At 44.0% G+C, this 18,348-nt stretch carries 24 protein-coding genes; 17 read left to right on the top strand and 7 right to left on the bottom strand.

Annotated features, from left to right (window positions below):
• The first annotated feature begins 153 nt into the window (after nucleotides 1–153).
• Nucleotides 154–1,305, top strand: a complete 1,152-nt coding sequence (locus tag H0Z19_RS05470) for a hypothetical protein (protein ID WP_290724591.1) — start codon at nucleotides 154–156, stop codon at nucleotides 1,303–1,305.
• Between the two features lie 62 nt (nucleotides 1,306–1,367).
• Here H0Z19_RS05470 and H0Z19_RS05465 read toward each other — a convergent pair whose 3' ends face one another.
• The 3 genes from H0Z19_RS05465 to H0Z19_RS05455 all read right to left on the bottom strand — a co-directional run bounded on the left by H0Z19_RS05465 (nucleotide 1,368) and on the right by H0Z19_RS05455 (nucleotide 4,260).
• Nucleotides 1,368–2,267, bottom strand: a complete 900-nt coding sequence (locus H0Z19_RS05465) for a CBS domain-containing protein (protein WP_290724588.1) — start codon at nucleotides 2,265–2,267, stop codon at nucleotides 1,368–1,370.
• 122 nt (nucleotides 2,268–2,389) lie between these two features.
• The gene (cobB2, locus tag H0Z19_RS05460; protein ID WP_290724587.1) at nucleotides 2,390–3,145 is read right to left on the bottom strand and encodes an NAD-dependent protein deacylase Cob2; all 756 of its coding nucleotides are present in this window, start codon (nucleotides 3,143–3,145) and stop codon (nucleotides 2,390–2,392) included.
• Nucleotides 3,146–3,189: 44 nt separating this feature from the next.
• On the bottom strand, nucleotides 3,190–4,260 hold the full coding sequence (locus H0Z19_RS05455; protein ID WP_290724586.1) for a formate--phosphoribosylaminoimidazolecarboxamide ligase: 1,071 nt from the start codon (nucleotides 4,258–4,260) through the stop codon (nucleotides 3,190–3,192).
• Between the two features lie 72 nt (nucleotides 4,261–4,332).
• Here H0Z19_RS05455 and H0Z19_RS05450 point away from each other — a divergent pair, with 72 nt between their 5' ends.
• Genes H0Z19_RS05450 through H0Z19_RS05440 form a run of 3 tightly spaced genes read left to right on the top strand, consistent with a single transcriptional unit; the run spans nucleotide 4,333 to nucleotide 6,039 of the window.
• The gene (locus tag H0Z19_RS05450; protein ID WP_290724584.1) at nucleotides 4,333–4,602 is read left to right on the top strand and encodes a winged helix-turn-helix domain-containing protein; all 270 of its coding nucleotides are present in this window, start codon (nucleotides 4,333–4,335) and stop codon (nucleotides 4,600–4,602) included.
• On the top strand, nucleotides 4,589–5,362 hold the full coding sequence (locus H0Z19_RS05445) for a carbon-nitrogen family hydrolase (protein ID WP_290724582.1): 774 nt from the start codon (nucleotides 4,589–4,591) through the stop codon (nucleotides 5,360–5,362). Before H0Z19_RS05450 ends, H0Z19_RS05445 begins: the two co-directional genes overlap by 14 nt.
• Complete coding sequence (locus tag H0Z19_RS05440; protein ID WP_290724580.1) at nucleotides 5,359–6,039, top strand: uroporphyrinogen-III synthase; 681 nt, start codon at nucleotides 5,359–5,361, stop codon at nucleotides 6,037–6,039. Before H0Z19_RS05445 ends, H0Z19_RS05440 begins: the two co-directional genes overlap by 4 nt.
• Here the strand turns inward: H0Z19_RS05440 and H0Z19_RS05435 are convergent.
• Complete coding sequence (locus H0Z19_RS05435; protein ID WP_290724578.1) at nucleotides 6,019–6,984, bottom strand: radical SAM protein; 966 nt, start codon at nucleotides 6,982–6,984, stop codon at nucleotides 6,019–6,021. The two genes, H0Z19_RS05440 and H0Z19_RS05435, sit on opposite strands and share 21 nt — an antisense overlap.
• The gene (locus H0Z19_RS05430; RefSeq protein ID WP_290724576.1) at nucleotides 6,953–7,297 is read right to left on the bottom strand and encodes a hypothetical protein; all 345 of its coding nucleotides are present in this window, start codon (nucleotides 7,295–7,297) and stop codon (nucleotides 6,953–6,955) included. Before H0Z19_RS05430 ends, H0Z19_RS05435 begins: the two co-directional genes overlap by 32 nt.
• Before the next feature lie 328 nt (nucleotides 7,298–7,625).
• On the opposite strand from H0Z19_RS05430, the gene H0Z19_RS05425 reads away from it, so the two are divergent.
• The 13 genes from H0Z19_RS05425 to H0Z19_RS05365 all read left to right on the top strand — a co-directional run bounded on the left by H0Z19_RS05425 (nucleotide 7,626) and on the right by H0Z19_RS05365 (nucleotide 15,040).
• A complete protein-coding gene (locus tag H0Z19_RS05425; RefSeq protein WP_290724574.1) occupies nucleotides 7,626–8,006 on the top strand; it encodes a carboxymuconolactone decarboxylase family protein in 381 nt (126 codons plus the stop codon).
• A complete protein-coding gene (locus H0Z19_RS05420) occupies nucleotides 8,003–8,410 on the top strand; it encodes a universal stress protein (protein ID WP_290724572.1) in 408 nt (135 codons plus the stop codon). Before H0Z19_RS05425 ends, H0Z19_RS05420 begins: the two co-directional genes overlap by 4 nt.
• Nucleotides 8,411–8,415: 5 nt before the next feature.
• On the top strand, nucleotides 8,416–9,198 hold the full coding sequence (locus H0Z19_RS05415) for a sulfite exporter TauE/SafE family protein (RefSeq protein WP_290724570.1): 783 nt from the start codon (nucleotides 8,416–8,418) through the stop codon (nucleotides 9,196–9,198).
• Between the two features lie 20 nt (nucleotides 9,199–9,218).
• The gene (locus tag H0Z19_RS05410; RefSeq protein ID WP_290724569.1) at nucleotides 9,219–9,533 is read left to right on the top strand and encodes a hypothetical protein; all 315 of its coding nucleotides are present in this window, start codon (nucleotides 9,219–9,221) and stop codon (nucleotides 9,531–9,533) included.
• A 15-nt stretch (nucleotides 9,534–9,548) separates the two neighbouring features.
• Nucleotides 9,549–9,734, top strand: coding sequence for a hypothetical protein (locus H0Z19_RS05405; RefSeq protein WP_290724567.1), 186 nt, complete (start codon nucleotides 9,549–9,551; stop codon nucleotides 9,732–9,734).
• Nucleotides 9,735–9,860: 126 nt separating this feature from the next.
• On the top strand, nucleotides 9,861–10,175 hold the full coding sequence (locus H0Z19_RS05400; protein ID WP_290724566.1) for a flavodoxin family protein: 315 nt from the start codon (nucleotides 9,861–9,863) through the stop codon (nucleotides 10,173–10,175).
• Between the two features lie 156 nt (nucleotides 10,176–10,331).
• Nucleotides 10,332–10,979 carry an SdpI family protein gene (locus H0Z19_RS05395; protein WP_290724564.1) on the top strand — a complete coding sequence of 216 codons (648 nt, stop codon included), beginning with the start codon at nucleotides 10,332–10,334 and terminating at the stop codon, nucleotides 10,977–10,979.
• A 140-nt stretch (nucleotides 10,980–11,119) separates the two neighbouring features.
• Nucleotides 11,120–11,482, top strand: coding sequence for a winged helix-turn-helix domain-containing protein (locus H0Z19_RS05390; protein ID WP_290724563.1), 363 nt, complete (start codon nucleotides 11,120–11,122; stop codon nucleotides 11,480–11,482).
• Entirely contained in the window at nucleotides 11,483–11,965 is a 483-nt protein-coding gene (locus H0Z19_RS05385; RefSeq protein ID WP_290724561.1) for a permease, read from the top strand. It abuts the gene before it with no gap.
• Complete coding sequence (locus H0Z19_RS05380) at nucleotides 11,962–12,519, top strand: permease (RefSeq protein WP_290724560.1); 558 nt, start codon at nucleotides 11,962–11,964, stop codon at nucleotides 12,517–12,519. The genes H0Z19_RS05385 and H0Z19_RS05380 overlap by 4 nt, the downstream gene beginning before the upstream one ends.
• Nucleotides 12,509–13,261, top strand: coding sequence for a 4Fe-4S binding protein (locus H0Z19_RS05375; protein WP_290724558.1), 753 nt, complete (start codon nucleotides 12,509–12,511; stop codon nucleotides 13,259–13,261). The genes H0Z19_RS05380 and H0Z19_RS05375 overlap by 11 nt, the downstream gene beginning before the upstream one ends.
• A 163-nt stretch (nucleotides 13,262–13,424) precedes the next feature.
• Nucleotides 13,425–14,327, top strand: a complete 903-nt coding sequence (locus tag H0Z19_RS05370) for an ATP-binding cassette domain-containing protein (protein ID WP_290724556.1) — start codon at nucleotides 13,425–13,427, stop codon at nucleotides 14,325–14,327.
• Complete coding sequence (locus tag H0Z19_RS05365; RefSeq protein ID WP_290724554.1) at nucleotides 14,324–15,040, top strand: ABC transporter permease; 717 nt, start codon at nucleotides 14,324–14,326, stop codon at nucleotides 15,038–15,040. Before H0Z19_RS05370 ends, H0Z19_RS05365 begins: the two co-directional genes overlap by 4 nt.
• A gap of 109 nt (nucleotides 15,041–15,149) precedes the next feature.
• Here H0Z19_RS05365 and H0Z19_RS05360 read toward each other — a convergent pair whose 3' ends face one another.
• Nucleotides 15,150–16,745 carry an amino acid permease gene (locus H0Z19_RS05360; protein WP_290724552.1) on the bottom strand — a complete coding sequence of 532 codons (1,596 nt, stop codon included), beginning with the start codon at nucleotides 16,743–16,745 and terminating at the stop codon, nucleotides 15,150–15,152.
• A gap of 90 nt (nucleotides 16,746–16,835) precedes the next feature.
• Entirely contained in the window at nucleotides 16,836–17,219 is a 384-nt protein-coding gene (locus H0Z19_RS05355; RefSeq protein ID WP_290724550.1) for a hypothetical protein, read from the bottom strand.
• Nucleotides 17,220–18,348: the final 1,129 nt, after the last annotated feature.

The following is an 18,348-nucleotide window of genomic DNA, read 5'->3' as shown; positions in this document are numbered from 1 at the left end:
TAGTTTTTTAGAAATTTTGATAAAAATGAGCTAAATACTAATCAAACCTGTTAACAATTGCTTTATCATGTTAACAATTAACTTTTCAAGTCAATAAACTTTATTAACATTTAATGTCAATATTCAATATGGCTTCCGAAGAAGGTGGGAGTTTTGAGCAGAGCAATAGCAGCACTAATAGCACTAACACTTCTTGGAACCGCCGTTTATGCGGAGGTTCTGATGGAGAACACGGCGATTGTAACTGTCGAAAGTCCTGAAAAAGCAGTGTTTCATGCCTTCGTTCTATTCCCTGACGGATTCAGGCATGCGGGTAAATACGAGGTTGCGGGAAAGAAGAGTTTAGCGTTGTATTTAGGCAGCGCAAAATCAGCCTGGATGAACGAATACAGAAAAAATGGAAGACTATCACAGCCCTTGATTCTTCTTGTTGCAGTATCGGAGAAGGGCGTGGATGTTAAAGGCGTAAATCTTGATTGGGATGATCTGAGGAGCGAAGAAGTCAAGTTAAAGTTCAGGGAGGATGAGAAGGTGAAGAAAGCCATTTCAAAGCTCGAACAGCCTCAACCCCTTAGCAGTGACCTCTACTGGGCTATCGAGGATTACTACGAGTACACTCTGCATGTTGTTTTGAGCTACGTGAAGCCTGACTCCTCAACGTGGGGCGTCATGGACTTCTTCTACGGCAGATACCTGAAAGTTGGTTTCGCTGTGAACACCTTCATCAATTCATGGAGCGTTGCAGGGTACAATATAATCCAAAAAAGAAATGATAAAGGCGTCACAGGACCATTTGATGTCGGTGATGACTGCTACATCTGGATGAATGTCAGATACCGCTACGAGAAGTGGGTCTACTACCTCGATGACGACCCAATTCTAACAATGGAGCACGTATACGTAAAGGACTTCTATCCTGAAACCATAACAGCCGGAACTTCGAAACCAACAAACGCAAGATTAGTGCCTGTTGATAGCTGGAGCTATATAGGGAGCTACACTGCAAGGAGTTCGACGTATCCTTACTACCTATTCAACGTCTTTGACCTCACCACAGACCACCTCGCCATCGACTGCCTTAAATTCATCGATGCTCTGGTACTTGCAGGCAAAATATCTGGCAGAGCTGCAACTGCTGCAGGAGCCATCGGACTCTTTGTAGATGTGGACTTCGAGTATGACAACGTTGTGGCGTTCGACATAGATTTGGCACTCTATTCCTATCCGGGAACAACACACACAGTTTACATGGCCGAAAGTGAAGCTGTAAAGAGCGTTCCAGCAGTTTATTTTGAAGTGCATTAAAATTTTTTAATTAATTTTTATTTTTAACATCCAAAATCAAAGAAAAGTGAAAAATAAAAATTTTAGAACTCAACCTGCTCCGGTGCAAGCTTTGTCAAAATCTTCTGGTCGGTGATAACTCCAACAGGCTCTCCCTTGTCTGTGACAAGGAGAATTCTCACTTTTTCGTCCCTCATGAGTCTGAGTGCCTCGCCGATCTTAGTGTCCTTTTCAACCATTACGAGCTTTGGTCTCATCACTTCTTCGACTTTGCTGTCAAGCTTCCCTTCTGACACAGCCTTTGCAACGTGGTCGAGAGTGAATATTCCCACGAACTTGCCGTTCTTCTGAACAGGTGTGCAGTAAATTCCGTTTTCTGCAAGCACCTTCGTGGCATCAGCAACCTTCTCCTCCGCATCAACCGAAATTATCGGTGAGGACATGTGCTCTCCAACCGTGTCTTTTGGCAGAGCCACGATTTTTTCAATGTCTAACACAATTGTGTTCTCCGTATCATCTCTTCCGACGACCTTTCCGTAAATCATCATCTCGTTAACAGGTGTTGGGCCAACAATCACGCTGTCACCGGGACTGATCTTTTTGATGTCCCCGATTATTCTAATTCTCGCCTGGCAGATGCTTGGATTCGAGATGGAAGGCATGGAAATCTCTTCAGCAGAGAGCTCTTCCATAACGTTTCCGTTGACGATGATAGGAACAACTACAGACTCTTCTGGCCTGGTTACTGATAGTAGCTCGTAGGCTTTTGACGTTGGCCTGTAACCGCCTTTCGGTCCCGGTACACCTTCTACAAGACCAAGGGCTCTCAAGGCCTGCATCTGGTTCCTTACAGTCCCGGGATTCCTGTTGATAAGCTCGGCAATCTCTTCTCCTTTAACCGATCCACCGGACTTTTTCTTGTACAGCGTTATCAACGCATACAGGATGTCCTTCTGTATCTGGGTCAAGTCCAACTCGACCATTCACACCACCTCCAATCTTTAATTTTAATATTCTTTAATGGTCGTGAGGTATATTTATAATTTTCTGACGGTTGAATGTAAAGGAAAAGATTCTGAAAATAATAAAAAAAGGATAAATTTCTTTACTGTCTTAGCTTCTTAACTTCTTCAACTATTTTTGGGAGGATTTCTCCGGCCTTACCTATAATTTTGACGTCGAAAATCGGATCGGCCATTGTTGGCTCAGCATTTACAATAATCATCTTTGCTCCTGATTTTTTGGCCATGTACGGCATTTCGGCAGCGGGATAAACCACGAGGCTTGAGCCTACGACCATGAAAGTGTCGCAGTGCCTCGACTCTTCAATGGCCTCAAAAAGCGTTCTTTGTGGTAAAGGTTCACCAAACAGCACAACTCTTGGCTTAACGTAATAGCTTCCACATTTTCTGCACCGCGGTACCTCTCCCTTGTTGAAATCTTCAACAAACTCGCTCCAGTCGTAGGTTTCGTGGCAGTCGAGGCAGTCAAGCTTATCCATGCTGCCGTGAAGTTCTAAAACTCTTCTGCTTCCTGCTTTCTGATGAAGCATGTCGATGTTTTGGGTAATGACGGCCTTTACAATCCCCATTCTTTCCAGTTCTGCAATGGCGTAGTGAGCAGGATTGGGCTCGGCAAAGAGCTTATCCTTCATCTCCATTGAAAACTCCCAGAAAGCACGTGGGTTTCTCTTGAATCCCGAAATAGAGGCCACCTCTTCAGGATCGTACTTCCTCCATAACCCATCTTCACCTCTGAAGGTCGGAATTCCGCTCTCTGCCGAAATTCCTGCACCGGTAAATACCACAGCGTGCTTTGATTTGGCGAGAATTTTTGCTGCTTTTCTTATCTCATCCTCCATATTTTCCCTTATAAGTCGTTAAATTTTTAATATTTTTTGCCACTTCAGTATATCAGTTCTGCGAGCATATCCTTTTCGATTGCAAGCCTTATCTCCCTTGCTATCCTTCTTCCCATATACATGTTCTCTCCGAAAAGGATGTAGGAGTAAGGTGAGGTAGGAATTCCAACATTCGTCCCTGCAACTATTCTCGCGGAGATTTCGAAGACATACATCGTTGCGTTTTCGTCAAAAATCGACTCTATGCAGAACGCTCCAACCATTCCCGGATAGGCTATCTCCTTCGAAACTTCAACGATACTTTCGGCAGCTTCAAAGGCCTGAACGAGCAAAGACTCCCTAAGAACGACAGGGAAGTTTCCCACCACCGTGTATGTTGGATTTATGTTCACCCTTATCTGCTCCTTTGCAGGAACCTTCCCCAGGGCGTCTGCTGTTGACTCATACCGCCTATCAACGGCTATAAGCTCTATCCGCCCGTAAACGGGGGAGTAGAAGAATGAGAAGTAGATGTTCGCTCCCAGAATGTACTCCTGTATTTCAGCGTTTTTTACATCCTTTTCCCTGATAAGACCCTTCTTAACCATTTCTTCCGAAATTTCGTAAAATTCGTCGGGAGAGGAGACTATGAAGTATCCTTTTCCCCCCTTTGCCCCCGGATACTTCACTATCGCCAGACCTTTTATCTCCTCAGGACTGCTAAACTTCTTCGGCATCCTGACTCCTGATCTCTCTAACCACTCTCTCTGCTTGTCCCTATCCGTCTCCCAGATCATCAGCTCTCTGTTTCCGAACATTGGGAGGAGCAGAGAGTCGAACTTACCAATATAAGCGTTGAATGACCCGTGAGGAATTAAAATTGTGTTTAACTGCCTTAAATTATCCTGAATTTCTTCTTCCAGCAATTCCGCGTAGTCAGAAATGATTACGAACTTGTCCACAACTCCAAAGTTCTCGTAAACTTTCTTCTCCCTCTCCCTGCAAATGCAGACCGTGCTGAATCCCTCTTCCTTTGCTCCTTTAAAAATGTTCAGTGCTGAATGGCTTCCAATCGTTCCTATGTGGATGTTATCTTTATCGTAATCTTCAAGGACTGAGAGTATCTTTTCTCTCATCGCTCCGACCTTTTGTGAAGGTTATATAAATCGTTCGAAAAGTTAAAATTTTAGATTAACAAGTTAAAGAAGATGTCAAGCTGGGAAAAATACAGCGACAGCATCGAGAAAAGCAGGATATACCACGAGAGGTATCACAAGGCTGTTGCAAATCCTGTAAGGAAGGAAATCCTGAAGATGATAGCAGAAGGAAAGAGTGAGGAGGAAATTATGGAGAAGTTGAATTTAAGTAAAAAAGAGCTTGATTACCACCTGAAAATACTTGAGTGGGGGTTCTGCGTTGAAAGAAAAGATGGTAAGTTGAGAATAACAAAGGAGGGTGAGGTAATTGAGCACCTCTAATAAGATTCGTGTGGCTTTAGCTCAGCAGAGAATTCTGCCTGACAGAGAGGTAAACATAATGAAGGGGATGAGCCTCATTAAGAGGGCTCTTCAGGTTAAAGCCAACATTGTCATACTTCCGGAAGTGTTCAACACGGGTTTTTACAAGCACAACTACGAGTCTGTGGAGCCTCTTGAGGAGGAGCTCTCCCTGCTGCTCAAGATTTCGCAACAGAAGGATATCATGATAATAACAGGCGTTGCAGAGAGGGAGGGGGATGATTTATACAATTCAGCGGTTATAATCCACAGAGGAAAGATAATTGGAAAATACAGAAAAACTCATCTTTTCCCCTTAACGGATGAGAAAAAGCACTTCAAGGTGGGAGACAAGCTTGAAGTTTTTGAAACACCGTTCGGCAAAATTGGGTTGCTCATATGCTACGAAGTGAGGTTTCCAGAGTTGTCAAGAAAGCTCGTCAAGATGGGTGCTGAAATTATCGCTATTCCGGCAGAGTTCCCGAAGGAGAGAATTGAGCACTGGAGAGTTCTGCTTCAGGCGAGAGCAATCGAGAATCAGGTTTTTGTTGCCGGTGTGAACTGCGTTGAGGGCGATTTGGACTACGGAGGACACTCAATGCTCGTCGATCCGATGGGTTCCATTCTTATCGAAGCATCGGAGTATCAGGAGGTTATGATGAGCGACATAAGGCTTAGTGAGGTTTATGAAGTGAGGGAAAAGTTCCCGTTCCTTAAAGATTTGAGAGAAGAGCTTCTATGAAAGTTCTGATTCTCCGGCCTGAAGAGTTGCTCGAAGATACTCTGAAAAAGTTTTCAGAGCATGGATTTGAGGCATACGGCTGCCCATTCATAAAGCTCAGATACGTTGATTTTGAAGTTCCCGAACATGACTTTGTGATAGTCACCAGCCAGAATGCGGCAAGAGCTTTGAAGGAGAGAGGAGTAAAGCTGAGGAGGGTTATTGCCATAGGCAAAAAAACTGCAGAGTTGATAGATGCAGAAGAGGTGCTTTTACCCTCAAAATTCGACTCTGAGACTCTTTACAAAGAGTTCGCTGAAATGCTGAGGGGGAAAAGAGTTGTTGCTTTCAGAAGCAACGCTGGAAGTGATGTAATCAGGAGACTGGCGGAAATTGCCGACTTCAGGGAAATTGAGGTTTACAGAATCGAGAAATTGCAGGGAGAGGAGCAGAAAAGGGAGATTGAGAAAGTGAAGGCAGGTTTTTACGATGCAATCGTTTTCTCCAGCAGCATGATAGCTAGAGGCCTTCTTGAACTCTGCGACGAGGAGTGTCTCAAAGCACTTGAGAAAATTTTAATCGTGGCTATAGGCCCTCCCACAGCGAAGGTTCTTGCTGAAAAAGGTATCAAGGCAGAGATTCCCGAAGAATACACCTTCGATGGCATTATAAGGCTTTTAAAGTCCAAGAAGATGTAGGTTTCCAATATTCACTTTTTTGAGGTGTCTTTTCGCAGCTTCGTAGCACCTCTTTACCTGCTCCACTGGAGTAACGGGGAAGTCGGACATTCTGTAGTCGGGATGAAAGACAAGCAGGCTGTAAGGGATTTCGGGGCTTAGTGAAGATATGAAGCGGGCGATGCTCTCAACTTCTTTCTCATCAACGTAAAACGGCACGAGCAGCGTTGTTGTGGAGAGCACTTCTGCTCCACATTTATCAAAGATTCTCTCAAAGTTGTGTTTTACTCTCTCATTGTCCCTTCCGGTCAGCAGAATGTGTAGGTTTCGATTCCATGCCTTGAGGTCGAACTTAACTGTTCCTCCAGACTTTAAACTTAGCTCGGCAGCTTTTAAAGCAAGAGAAGTGTTTCCTGCTCCGTTCCACTCCCAGCAAATCATCAGATTTTCCCTCAACTTTAGAGCCTCTCTGCTGAATTTCAGGGCAAAGGGGAGCTGCGGTTCAGGCGAACCGCCAAAATGACAGATGCATTTCACTCTGGAACTCTCCACAGCACGAAGAAGCTCTTCAAGGCTAACCGTTCTGACGTTTTCAAAGTGCTTGTGTGTCCAGTTCTGGCAGTAAAGGCAGTCGAAGTTACATCCATAGTAGAAGACTGCGAGATTCGTTCCTGTTTGTTCGCTCCCCCTGCAAAACCACGCGTTGCAGCAGTTTGTTGGCAAAGGGTCTTCGTAGTATGTCAGCTTGCCGTATTCAGGCTTACCGCAAAGAGCTGTGCCGGAACACTCGTTGCTGCACAGCTTGCACTTTTTAATTTTCCTATTGTAAAGAGGAGGGTGGAGTGAGACGGCAATGTCCAGAACTTCATCCTTTTTTGAACAATCAGGGCAAACTGGAAGTGAAAAAGGGATGGATTTGCCGCAGATTCTACACTTAGATGAAAAAGCTGTTCCTCTTCTCCTCATACCTTCCTGCGGCGATAATCATCGAGAGCAAGTTCTCCGCAACCATTCTCAGCTTTTTCAGGTCGCCGCAGAAGAGGCTGTAGGTAGATATAGCCTCTGAACACGGGAGGTCGAAGTTGGTTAAGGGACAGCCTTCACAGTCGAAATCGATGTACTTTTCGCAGAGAGGTGTAAGCTGCATCGCAATGTCTTCAATCTCTCTCAAAGCGTAAAGTATCGACTCCCACTTTTTCGCCGTAACCTCGATCTCCGTAGCTCCTTCTTCCAGGTCCTTAACGGCATCGTCGTAGGTGTAAAGTTCGACTTTCTTCATTCTCTTTCGCTTGTCCTTAGGTTATTTAAAGGTATTTGAGCAGTTTTATATAATTACACTCGAAACAAAATTTTTCCTTAAGTATTATCTTTTAGAACGGGTTCGTGCTCTCTGCGTTCGGCTATACTGCAACGTCTCTCTACGCCTTCATCGAAGTTCGAACAGTGGTCATGGTGGTTAAAGTTTGAAAGTCATTTTTAATGTCTTTTTTCTTTTGTAGCCGACGTTACATCTTTGAAGGTTTTTGATTGCTTCGATAAAGAGTCTTTTTCTTTTGTTTAAATTTTAAACAAAAAGTGATTTATACAATTACTATCTAAACAGAAACATGTCGGAAAGTAATCAGGAAGCAGACATTGCTGAGACCCTGAGAAAAATGGAAGAAATGATCGGAGAAAAACCGGTTCCGCAGCTTTTAATGTCGAAAGTTGTTCCAGAGTGGATACCGAGGCAGATGGACGAGAGACAGTTCGTGATGCAGCTGCCAAACATCCCAGAGAAGTACAAGCACCTCATAATGATTGCCGTCGCTGCAGCTGTTGGAAGTAAGATGTGCACGGAGGTTTTCACGAAAATTGCGAAGAGGAGAGGTGTGACGGAGAGAGAAATAGGTGAGGCAATTTTGATTGCAAGGTTTGCCCTAGCCTCAACGATCTTTGCAACCGCAACTCCTGCTTTAGAATGGCTTGTAGGGGGTGATGTGGAATGAAAGTCCTTGTCCCGCTTGATTTCTCAAAGGAAGCTGAAAAAGCTCTTGAGTTTGCGAAGGAACACGGGTGGAGTGTGATAGTTCTGCATGTTCTTGAAGAGAGCTTGCTGGAGAAAATCTACCCGTGGTTCTCGAAGCCCGGAATGGATTTTAAAAAGTTTGTGGAAGAAAGGCTGAAGGAAGCTGAGAAAGAGCTTGAGAAGTACGATGCTGAGAAGAGGATTGTGAAAACTGGAAAATGCTGGAAGGCAATAATCGAAACAGCGGAAGAGGAAGGAGTGGACATGATTGTCATGACTGAGAAAGGAAGTGGCGCAGTTGCAGAAATTGAAGATGTAACTCTTGGCTCCTGCGCTGAAAGGGTGGCGAGACATGCGAAAAAGCCTGTCCTGATCGTGAGGTGATGTAAATGGATCCGGTAACTGCAACGCTACTGTTTATTACGGGGCTTATTGCTGGAACTCTTGGAGGGTTGCTTGGCATAGGTGGTTGTGTCATAATGCTGCCATCCCTTGCGTTCGTCTTCAATTATCCGCTTCCGGTGGCTATAGGAACAACTATTACAGCGGTAATCCTGACTGCCTCTTCTGGAGCCATAGGACACATAAGGCTGAAAAACGTAGACTACTCAACAACTAAGGTTGTTGCCGTAAGCGGTGCAGTTGGAGCAGCGGTTGGAAGCGTAATCTTCTTCTACATCGCAGACCAGCTCTGGCTCCTGAACTTCATCCTCGGCTTTGCCTTCCTCTACGTCAGCATAAGAATGATCTACGAAGGAACGATTAAGAGGGCAATGCCGGAAAAACCCGGAAATGAGGTGCCCGGTTCTGGGGCTGCGAAAGCTACGATAGGCTTTTTCATCGGAATTATCACCGGAATAGTCGGTCTTGGTGGAGGATACGCCCTAGTCCCCTCGTTCATATACCTGCTGGGCTCTCCAGTGAAGATTGCTGTCGGCACATCTCTGGCATCATTCATAAGCATGGCGGTGGTCAGCGGAGCGTTCAAGCTCTATCAGGGTGTCGTTGATGTTGTTGCAGCGATTGCTTTGGGCATTGGAACGATCATCGGAGCGCAGATAGGAGCGAGGCTGACAAAAGTCGTTCCGCCATGGGCGATAAAGGCAATATTCGGCTTCGTCTTCCTCTACGTATCGCTGAAGTTCATCTGGCAGGGATATCTAACTCTTTAATTTTTGTCATAGGTGGGAGTATGGTAGTTGTCGAGAAGGCTGGAGAGTTTCTCGGAAGGCTCGTAAAAATGAAGGACGGCTTGGAAGGATTACAATACGGATTCCAAAAGTTTTTTGGAGAGGCGAAAGACTACGTGGACTTCAAATTCTCTTCGGAACTGGGAGATAAGCTCGTTACCGCAAGCAGATGTCCTATCCACCGCTACATGCCGATATGGTGTGAAAAGTACTGCTTGCCCTTTGCAAAGGGTTTTGCGAGAGTTTACGGTGTGGAGAACGTGAAAAGAGTTGAAAGACAGCCCGAAAGCGATCGCTGCCTCTTCGAGTTCTGGTGATTTTGAGGTGGTAGCGTGAAGGACTACGATCACTGGTTTGGAGTGCCAAGAAGGGAGATCGCTATAGCCCTCGCAATAGCTGCCTTCCCGCATTCAAGCGTCGTTTTGGCCGTTATAGCCTGCTTCATGGTTCAGATGCCGATGGCGAGCGTGTTCTTCAGAATTGTGCCAAGGATTCTTAAAAAGGGAAATGTTAATTGATACCATGAAAGTATTATTCATATCTGGAAGTCCGAGAAAAAGGAGCAATACAGATTACTTGCTTGAGATAACGAGATCCGTAACGGGAGGAGACCTTATAAAGCTGTCCGATTACGAAATAAATCCATGCAACTCGTGCAGAAGTTGCCTGAAACTCAAAAATGTGTCGTTAAGGATGGCATGGAATTGATATCTCCAATGCTATTCGAGAGCGATGTTATAGTTCTTGGATCTCCGGTCTATTTTAACAACGTTTCAGCTCAAATGAAAGCTTTTATGGACAGGACTTGGTGTATAAGGGGTAGGCTGAGGAACAAAATTGGTGGTGCGATAGCTGTAGGGAGGAGATACGGAATCGAGAGCGCAATAACAGCCATTAACGCACTTCTTAAAGCACGAGATGATCCCAGCGAACAGAGGAGTTTGTGGGATCGCTTTTGAAGAGGGGGAGATTCAAAACGATCAGGAAGCTATTAACGCTGCGAAGGAGCTGGGATACAGGATAAAGGAGCTTGAGAATCTTAAATTAAAAGCTCTTTGTAAATATCCGTAAAACAGAACGAAATGTTGTTAAATTGGGAAACTTAAACCAGAAATATGAGAAAAAGTAATGCAATCGCCTTGGGGATAATCCTGCTGTCCTTTATTCTTGGCGTTTGTCTCTATCCTCGAATGCCGGAGGAAATGGCGTCACACTGGAATGCTCAGGGGCAAGTGAACGGATACCTTCCCAAGTTCTGGGGTCTGTTCTTAGTCCCGCTGATCTCCGTAGGGTTGTTTTTGCTTTTTATGTCAATTCCAAAAATAGACCCTTTGAAGCACAACATTGAAGAGTTCAGGAAATACTACGACGGGTTTGTTGTCCTGATAATCCTGTTTCTGTTTTACGTTCATGTTCTGACCATCTTGTGGAACATTGGCGCCAGATTCAGCATTGTTCAGATGTTGGCGCCAGCTTTTGGTTTCCTGTATTACTACTGCGGAATTTTAATAGAGAACGCAAAGAGGAATTGGTTTATTGGAATAAGAACTCCTTGGACACTGAGCAGTGAGAGAGTTTGGGAGAAAACACATAAGATTGGGGGGAAGTTGTTTAAAGCTGCCGGATTTATTGCTTTTATTGGCACATTCTTCCAGAATTATGCGTTATTTTTCATTCTCGCCCCCATAATTTTGGTTGCGATCTATACGATCGTTTACTCTTACGCTGAGTACCGAAAGGAGCCCAGAACTCGCAGTAATTAAAAAAGCATTACCTTAAAACATGCATAAGGATGTCGCATTAACGCATATAGGAACTATATAGAGAGTTCCAAGAATAAATCTGATAGCCGGAATTATTAGGCGGATGTGGTAAGTAGCGCCACAAAATTTATAAAGTTTTCATGCAATATTCAAGCCAGAAACTCGAATATTGTGGTAATATGTGCATGGACTGCGGTGAGCACTGGGTGCAGAGTAAAAACTTCGAGGATTTCAGGCGGATGGTCAGGGCTTTACACTGCCCGACGAGATGGCTAATTATAGATTGCCTGAAGGACGGAGAAAAAAGCACGAAAGAGATTTTAGAGTGCCTGCTTGAGAAAGACGAAGCCATAACGTCTTCGGGATTATACTACCACCTGTCTGAACTCAAAAATGCCGGAATAGTGGAGGTTGCTGGCTATATCGAGCAGAAAGGCGCACCGCAAAAAGTGTGGAAACTCAAAACGAGAAAAATTGTAATTGATTTGGTGAAAGGTGATTAAATGTCCGTTACTGCAATTCTCATCAATGGTATAGCCATCGTTGCTCTTTCGATAGCGTTTATCAAAGATAAGGAAAAGACAATACAATCTCTCAAAATAGCTGGGAAATCTTTCATCAGAATACTTCCACTGGTCTTAGTAATCATACTTGTCATCGGTTTACTGCTTGGATTTACACCACCTGATCAAATATCAAGATTTGCGGGCGAGCAGTCTGGATTATGGGGTGTGTTGCTTGTGGGTGCAGTTGGTGCGCTAATGCACATCCCTTCCCTATTGGCATTCCCTTTAGCTGCATCCCTCCTAGAGAATGGGGCAGGAGTGGGTGTGGTTGCTGCTTTTATCACCACATTGACTATGGTTGGAATAGCCACGTTACCTCTGGAGATAAGAGAACTCGGGAAGAGTATAGCACTTCTACGAAATAGTATTAGCTTCGTTATCGCAATTATAATTGCGCTCATTATGGGGGCGATTCTATGAGTGAGCAAGAAAAGATAAACAAAAACATGAAAGAAAAACAAGGGATAATACGAGATTTGATTATATTAGGGGTAATTTCAATTGTTACGTTAACTCTTCTTTACATCTTTCCAGATAAAAAAGAGCCAGTACTCAGTACATCATGGAATTTTTTCATTGAGATGATGTTGATACTTCCTGCAGTGATGGTGATGTTAGGTCTTTTTGCAGTATGGGTGCCAAAAGATATTGTTGTGAGGTATCTTGGAAAAACATCCGGTGTAAAGGGTATTTTCCTTGCCATAATCCTTGGCACATTACCTACCGGCCCACTATATATTGCCTTTCCAATTGCTTCTGCGTTACTCAAAAAAGGCGCTAAAATATCCAACATCGTCGTCTTCTTATCTGCTTGGGCATGCATAAAGGTTCCGCAGGAAATGGTGGAGCTTCAGTTTCTTGGAGTGCGGTTCATGCTGTCACGACTGTCCTTGACCATAATTTTCGTTGTAATTATGGGTATATTTATTGAAAAAGTACTTGGATGGAAGGAGGTGACTGAAAATGGTTGTTGAAGCTATACCAAAAATGACTGGGATGATCTATGCGATAATCGGATTTTTCATTTTAGTCGTCCTGTTCTATAAAAATAGGTTCACCAGGAAAATTGGATATCTTTTTGTTGTTACCTCAACCATCGTCGGATTCCTCGTTTTTGCACCTATGTTCCCAAACCAGTTCCAACTGCTCATTCTCGGTAAGGCGTGGGAGAATCAGGTTGCAATCGTGGGTTTTTTGCTGTTTATCGTTCTGACATTTGTGTTCGGCAGGATTTTTTGCGGTTATCTTTGCCCCATCGGAGCGATACAGGAATTAGTTTACAGTGCACCTGTAAAGAAGCTGAGAATTACAAGCAAAACTCTACCGGTTCATTTACTCTTTTTTATCGTGTTCCTCTTTTTTGGTCTTGTTTTTTCAGTGGGAATTCTTACATATCTCGGATTTCGTGATTTCTTTTACCTAAATATTACGTCACCTTTTTTCTACGTCTTTTTGGTGCTGTTGGTGATATCTGCTGTCATTTATAGACCATTTTGTCGATTTTTCTGTCCATACGGTGTGCTGCTATCTCTGGCTTCCGCCAGAAGTCTGTTCAAACTGCGGCGAAATGATAGTTGCATAAACTGTAAAAAATGCGAGAGAGCCTGTCCTACAAACGAGGCAGACGGCGATGCGAAACTTGAATGTTATCTGTGCAATAGGTGTGTAGATGCTTGCCCTGTTAATGCGATTGAATACAGTAGGAATAATTTTTAAGCAAAGAAGTGGAGGTGTGAAGAATGCGATTTAAGCGTCTATTGTTGCGCTTAACATTTGCCATCACAAGCATCACTTCTATTCATTGCTTAATTGGATGGAAGGAAGTGAATAAAATGGTTATTGAAGCTATACCAAAATTATCTTTTCCTCTGGTGGGAGAATGATGGCAATAGAGGCTGAAGATCTAAAGAAGAGGTTTGGCGATGTTGAAGCTCTGAAAGGTGTATCGTTTAAGGTGAAAAGAGGGGAGATTTTCGGTTTTCTCGGTCCAAACGGAGCCGGTAAAACCACTACTGTTAGGATTCTGACAGGCATAATAAAGCCAGACTTTGGAAAAGCGAGAGTGAACGGCTACGATGTTGTTGAGGAGACTCTGAAGGCCAAGGAGTCAATCGGAGTTCTGCCAGAAGTGTCAAACGCATATCCTGATTTAACAGCCTGGCAGAACATAATGCTCATCGCAAGCCTTTACGGGATGCGTAAAAGAGATGCAGAGGCGAGAGCTAACGAATTGCTCAAAGAGTTTGGAATTTATGAGCGGAAAGATGCAAAGGTTAGAGGATTCTCTAAAGGCATGAAACAGAGACTGATGCTCTGCATGGCTCTGATAAGTGATCCGGAAATTTTGTTCTTGGATGAGCCTACAAGCGGCTTAGATGTCCAGAGTGCGAGGATGATAAGAGAAAAGATTTTGGAGATAGCAAATGAAAGAAAAACGGTCTTTCTTACTTCTCACAACATGGATGAGGTAAATATGATGTGCGACAGGATTGCGATAATAAACAGGGGCAAAATCGTTACGATAGACACTCCTGAGAGACTGAAGAGCAGAGTTGGCGGAAGTGTTGCGATTGAAGTGAGTTTTGGAGGTAAGGTGGAGCTGAACATAGAGAATGCGGAGAAAGTAGGAGACAAATACGTGATATACACAACCGACCCATACAAAACGATCTGCGAGGTAGTTGACTTTGCGAGAAAGAGCAGTGCAGAGATAGTCTCAATCAACACTCGAACCCCAACGCTTGAGGATGCCTTTTTAAAGCTCTTGGAGGCAGAAGGATGAAATGCCTGGCAATTGCGAAGAAGGATATAATGATGTATTATTTGAAAGGGCCAGTTGTAATTTTTGGCATTCTGCTACCTTTATTCCTATTTTTAGCCTTCTGGATTGGCAGAGATCTTCCCTTGAATTTTTTGATGGCAGGGTTGATTTCAATGACCGTCTTCTTCGCCTCAACTTCCGTCTCACCGGTTATAGCTCCGTGGGAAGGACAGATGAGAACGCTTGAAAGGCTGCTCGCATGCCCCGTCTCAACATCAACAATCATTTTTGGAGACATTATCGCCTCGTTGTCCTTTGGAATTTGCATGTCCTTCATCCCATTGCTCTTGGCATTTTGCCTCGGATTTACTCCAAATCCTGTCATAATTCCTGCAATACTTCTGGCTACCTTTTGCTTCTCCTGCCTGGGATTGCTGTTTTCAGCCTATCCGACAAACCTGCCCTCGACGGTCATGATGATCTCATCGCTTGTTCGCTTTCCGCTGATATTCGTAAGCGGGATTTTCATCCCTGTTCAGGAGCTTCCAGCCTGGGGAAAGGTTGTTTCAATGATCTCTCCTCTCACGTATTTCACGGATATAGCAAGGGATTCGTTCGGAATGAGCCCTTTTCTACCGATTTACCTCGATTTCATCATTTTAGCTGGGTTCTCGATTGGGTTTTTAGTATTAGCAATTAAGCTTCATGAGCACGCTTTGTTGAGAAGATTGTGATGTTTGGTTGGAATTATCTTTGCCATTAAAGGAGTACGCTGCATCCTTTGCCGATTTTTTAATTCGAGAAGTCTCAGAGATATTAGAAGTTTTTACTTCTCCTATCCACTCATCTCAAACGTTTGTAATGCTTAGCTTTTCTCAAAGCCTCTTCCTTGAACTTTTTCTTTTCGAAATGGAGGTCGAGGCAGTGCTGGGGAGTTAATTCCAACTTTTCCCTGACGTCTCTCACGATTCTCTTCTTTTCCTCCTTCTCTACAGCATCTGTCAGTACCAGCAGATCAACATCGTTAGCTCTCTCAGCCTCTCCTCTCGCTAAGCTTCCAACGAGGTAAACTTCACTGTCGTCGTATCTTCTTCCAATCTCACTCAACACCTTCGGAATCCACTTTTCCCATTCCCTAAGATTCTTCTCTCTTTCTACCAGTCTTCTGTCAACGTATCTGCCGATTTCTCTTCCTGTAAACCACCTGTAGGTAAACTCGAAGAGGAATGAGGCCAGTATGAGGGAGAGCATAACCAGCAAGGAGAAGGAATTCTCCTCTGCCATTTTAAGTGCAAGGATTATGAAGGCTGCAAATGCCATCACTGCCCCAACGAAGCACACGAAAGGATTGGCCTTAACTTTATCCCTGAGTTTGACTGCAGCAAGGTTCACAGCAGCAAATATAAGCAGGAATCCGCCGCTTCCAGCAGTGGCTATTGTTTCGAGGTTCGCTGTGGAAGATACAATCATGGAAAGAACTGAGATTACTATTAATCCTTCGTAAGCCTGCTTCCACAGTCTTTTCCCCACAAACTCAGGAAGCTCTCCAAATTTTGCAACCATGTAGCTTGCCCTTGCAGTGCCGTAAAGAGTTGCATTGATTGCTGAGCTTGTTGAGGCGAGCGCGGCAAAGGTGACGAACCAGAAACCGAGTTGGCCGAGGGATGGTTCTGCTGCGATGGCCAAAGCATAGTCTCTAGCCTCCACGACCTTCTCATAGGGCAATGTTCCGACAGTTATTACGGCTATTAAAACATAAACGGTGATGACAACAGCCACTGATGTGTAGAAAGCCTTCTCAAGAACCTTCGGATGCTCAACGTCGCCACCAGCGTTGGCAATCAGCTCAAATCCCTCATACGCAAGAAATATAACCATCCCTCCAGCAATGATGCTTGCAGCATCTGCCCAGTTCGAGGGCATGAGCTTCTCTGAGTTTACAAAGACGATTCCCGCTGCCGCAACGATGATCAAGACTGCAAGCTTGAATGCAACAAGCAAATCTTCAGTTCTCCCGCTTACAACAGCTCCGAGGGCGTTTAAAACTGTAAAGAGGATGATAACGAAAGCGATAAAGAAGTCCTTCAAAAATGGGGCTCCAATGCTGTTTGCAGCGTAGCTTCCGAAGGCGTAGGCGTAGAGAGCAATCATGACAACATAGCTAACCAGAAGGAGGACGTTCAGACCTCCAGAAAACAAACCTGTTCCATAAGCCTTAACTATGAACTCTATAGTCCCACCCTCGCTTGGAAACCTGAGACTCAGCTTTGCATAGGAGTATGCTGTAATTAACGCTACCAACCCAGCAATGAGAAACGCAATTGGAGCTGAACCCTTCGCAATCTGCACGCTCAAGCCGAGAACGGCAAATATACCACCACCAATCATTCCTCCTATGCCGATACTAACAGCTTCCCAGAAACCGATTTTCTCTCGCACCGAGATAAGCTTGAAAAAACAAAATAAAAAAGTTACAGTATTTAGCGGTATCCCAATAACATCCTCACCATTTGAAGTCAGAACATGTTATCATATGGACTTATCCAGCAATTTTAGGCTCATAACAGCATAAAAAGTATTTTCAAGGCTTGAAATTCCGAGATAAGGGCTCCTTCTGAATCCGCCATCAGAGTTCTGGAGTGGTAGCAAGTATCTTCTCGTTTCCTGATCTGGTTCGATCTGTCCCGCAATGTCCAGAATCGAGAGTGTGTAGTACGTTTCCTCAAGGTAAGGCGGATAGCTGCTAGGACTTTTAACATAACCGCCTTCACGATACCGAAATCTTTTAACAAATCTGATGAGTCTCCTGTCTTTCACTCCCAAAACTGAAACGCAGTAGAAAGTCTCCTTCAAAGTTGCATCTTTTGTGCCATACTCACCATCTTTCCTGAAGTTCTCAACAAAACCTCTCACTTTCTCAGGAATCCTAACTCCACCGATTTTCAGAGATGTTGCTATGCAGTAGATTTCTCTTAGAATGTTGGGCGATTCGAATGAGTATGTTGCAGTAACCCCCCTCTCCCCGCTTAGTGTGCTGTCAGCATTCTATTAGCCTCTCCTTCCTGAGGATTTCTATTTCCAGAGCTTTAAGAATCTGGACAGCATAAAAGGTCTCTGCAAGGGATGAAGGCAAAGGATTGCAGATTGCAAAACCCCCATCTTCGTTCTGCCTCGCCAGGATGTATTTTTTTTAAAATTCTCAATATCGAGTTCCATGCTTATCACCACTTATTGGGTTAGAGTAAACATTACACTGCTCAGCACAAATCTGAATTTTTAAACTTTTGTTGTTTAATTTTTAAATCATATTTAAACCAAAGTCTTAATGTAATAAGGTTTAACCCAGATATGGATGCTTACACACTAATACTAGCGGGAATCAATGCCTTAAAAGAATACATAGTTCTGCACGTGCTGACCTGTCTGGTTCCGGCTTTACTCATTGCGGGAGCACTGATGTCGATGATAAACAAAGCTGTTTTTAATAAACTACCTCGGAGCGGCAACATCCAAGGTGAAATCGTTTCCCTTGGCGTTAATTTCATTTCCTTGCGGATGTTCATACAGTTATTCCCATAGCTTTCGGCATTTTCAAAAGAACAAGCACAGTTCTTATGATGGTACTCTGAGTGGCTCCAGCGACGAACATTCTGGCATTAGCCTACCTTTGTTTCGGCAAGGTAAAGTATTTGCAATTCTTCCCGGGAAGTTCGGAGCCAAAATTAAGGTTCCGAAGAGGTATATTTGGTGGAGGGCTAATGTAATCGTTGTCAGAGATTAGGGGAGTTCTGTCTCAGAACCTTTGAGTTCGAAAATTTTAAATAAAGAAGATTTAGGAACTAAACTTGAGGTGTATAGTCCCGAAATTTTTGACCTTATAAACCCTACCTCTCATCCCCCAACACCTCATCAAAAAGCTTGAATGCAACACCTAACCTTGCCTCTACCGGCAACCTGCTCCAGAAGGCATCTTCTGGTGTTTGGAGATAGTGTTTGGTGTCAAGGCTTTCGTGGAATCTGACGTTGTTGTACCAGTAAACGA

It is taken from the genome of Archaeoglobus sp. (assembly GCF_017656475.1).
Classification (GTDB): domain Archaea; phylum Halobacteriota; class Archaeoglobi; order Archaeoglobales; family Archaeoglobaceae; genus Archaeoglobus.
The sequence above is the reverse complement of the archived record's forward strand: the minus strand, read 5'-3'. Positions and strand labels throughout refer to the sequence as shown.